General features: G+C 42.3%; 1 pseudogene. It reads right to left on the bottom strand.

The features are described 5' to 3' along the window. Positions 1 to 253: pseudogene (locus tag SB679_RS25405) on the bottom strand (transcriptional regulator); the annotation flags it as partial.

Here is a 253-nt window from a genome sequence, read left to right as displayed (position 1 = left end):
CACCTGATTCAAATGTGCCTCTGCTGCATTAGAAGTACTAATTCCGAATTCCACATCAATTCCGTCTACTCCCAGAAAAAGCTTATTGCAGGAAAACTGCCTAAGGATTCCCTCTGAGATCGACCCTACGATTGAAGTAGAGCTTTTTCTAACCTCTCCGCCCAATTGGATGATATTAATATTAGGATTATTACACAGCTCAATGGCTACCCTCAGTGAAGAAGTTAATACCGTAAGCGGGCCAAAATTCACC

It is taken from the genome of Chryseobacterium sp. SIMBA_029, from assembly GCF_046535275.1.
Lineage (GTDB): Bacteria > Bacteroidota > Bacteroidia > Flavobacteriales > Weeksellaceae > Chryseobacterium.
Note: the sequence above shows the minus strand (reverse complement) of the source record. Positions and strands in the feature narration are given on the sequence as shown.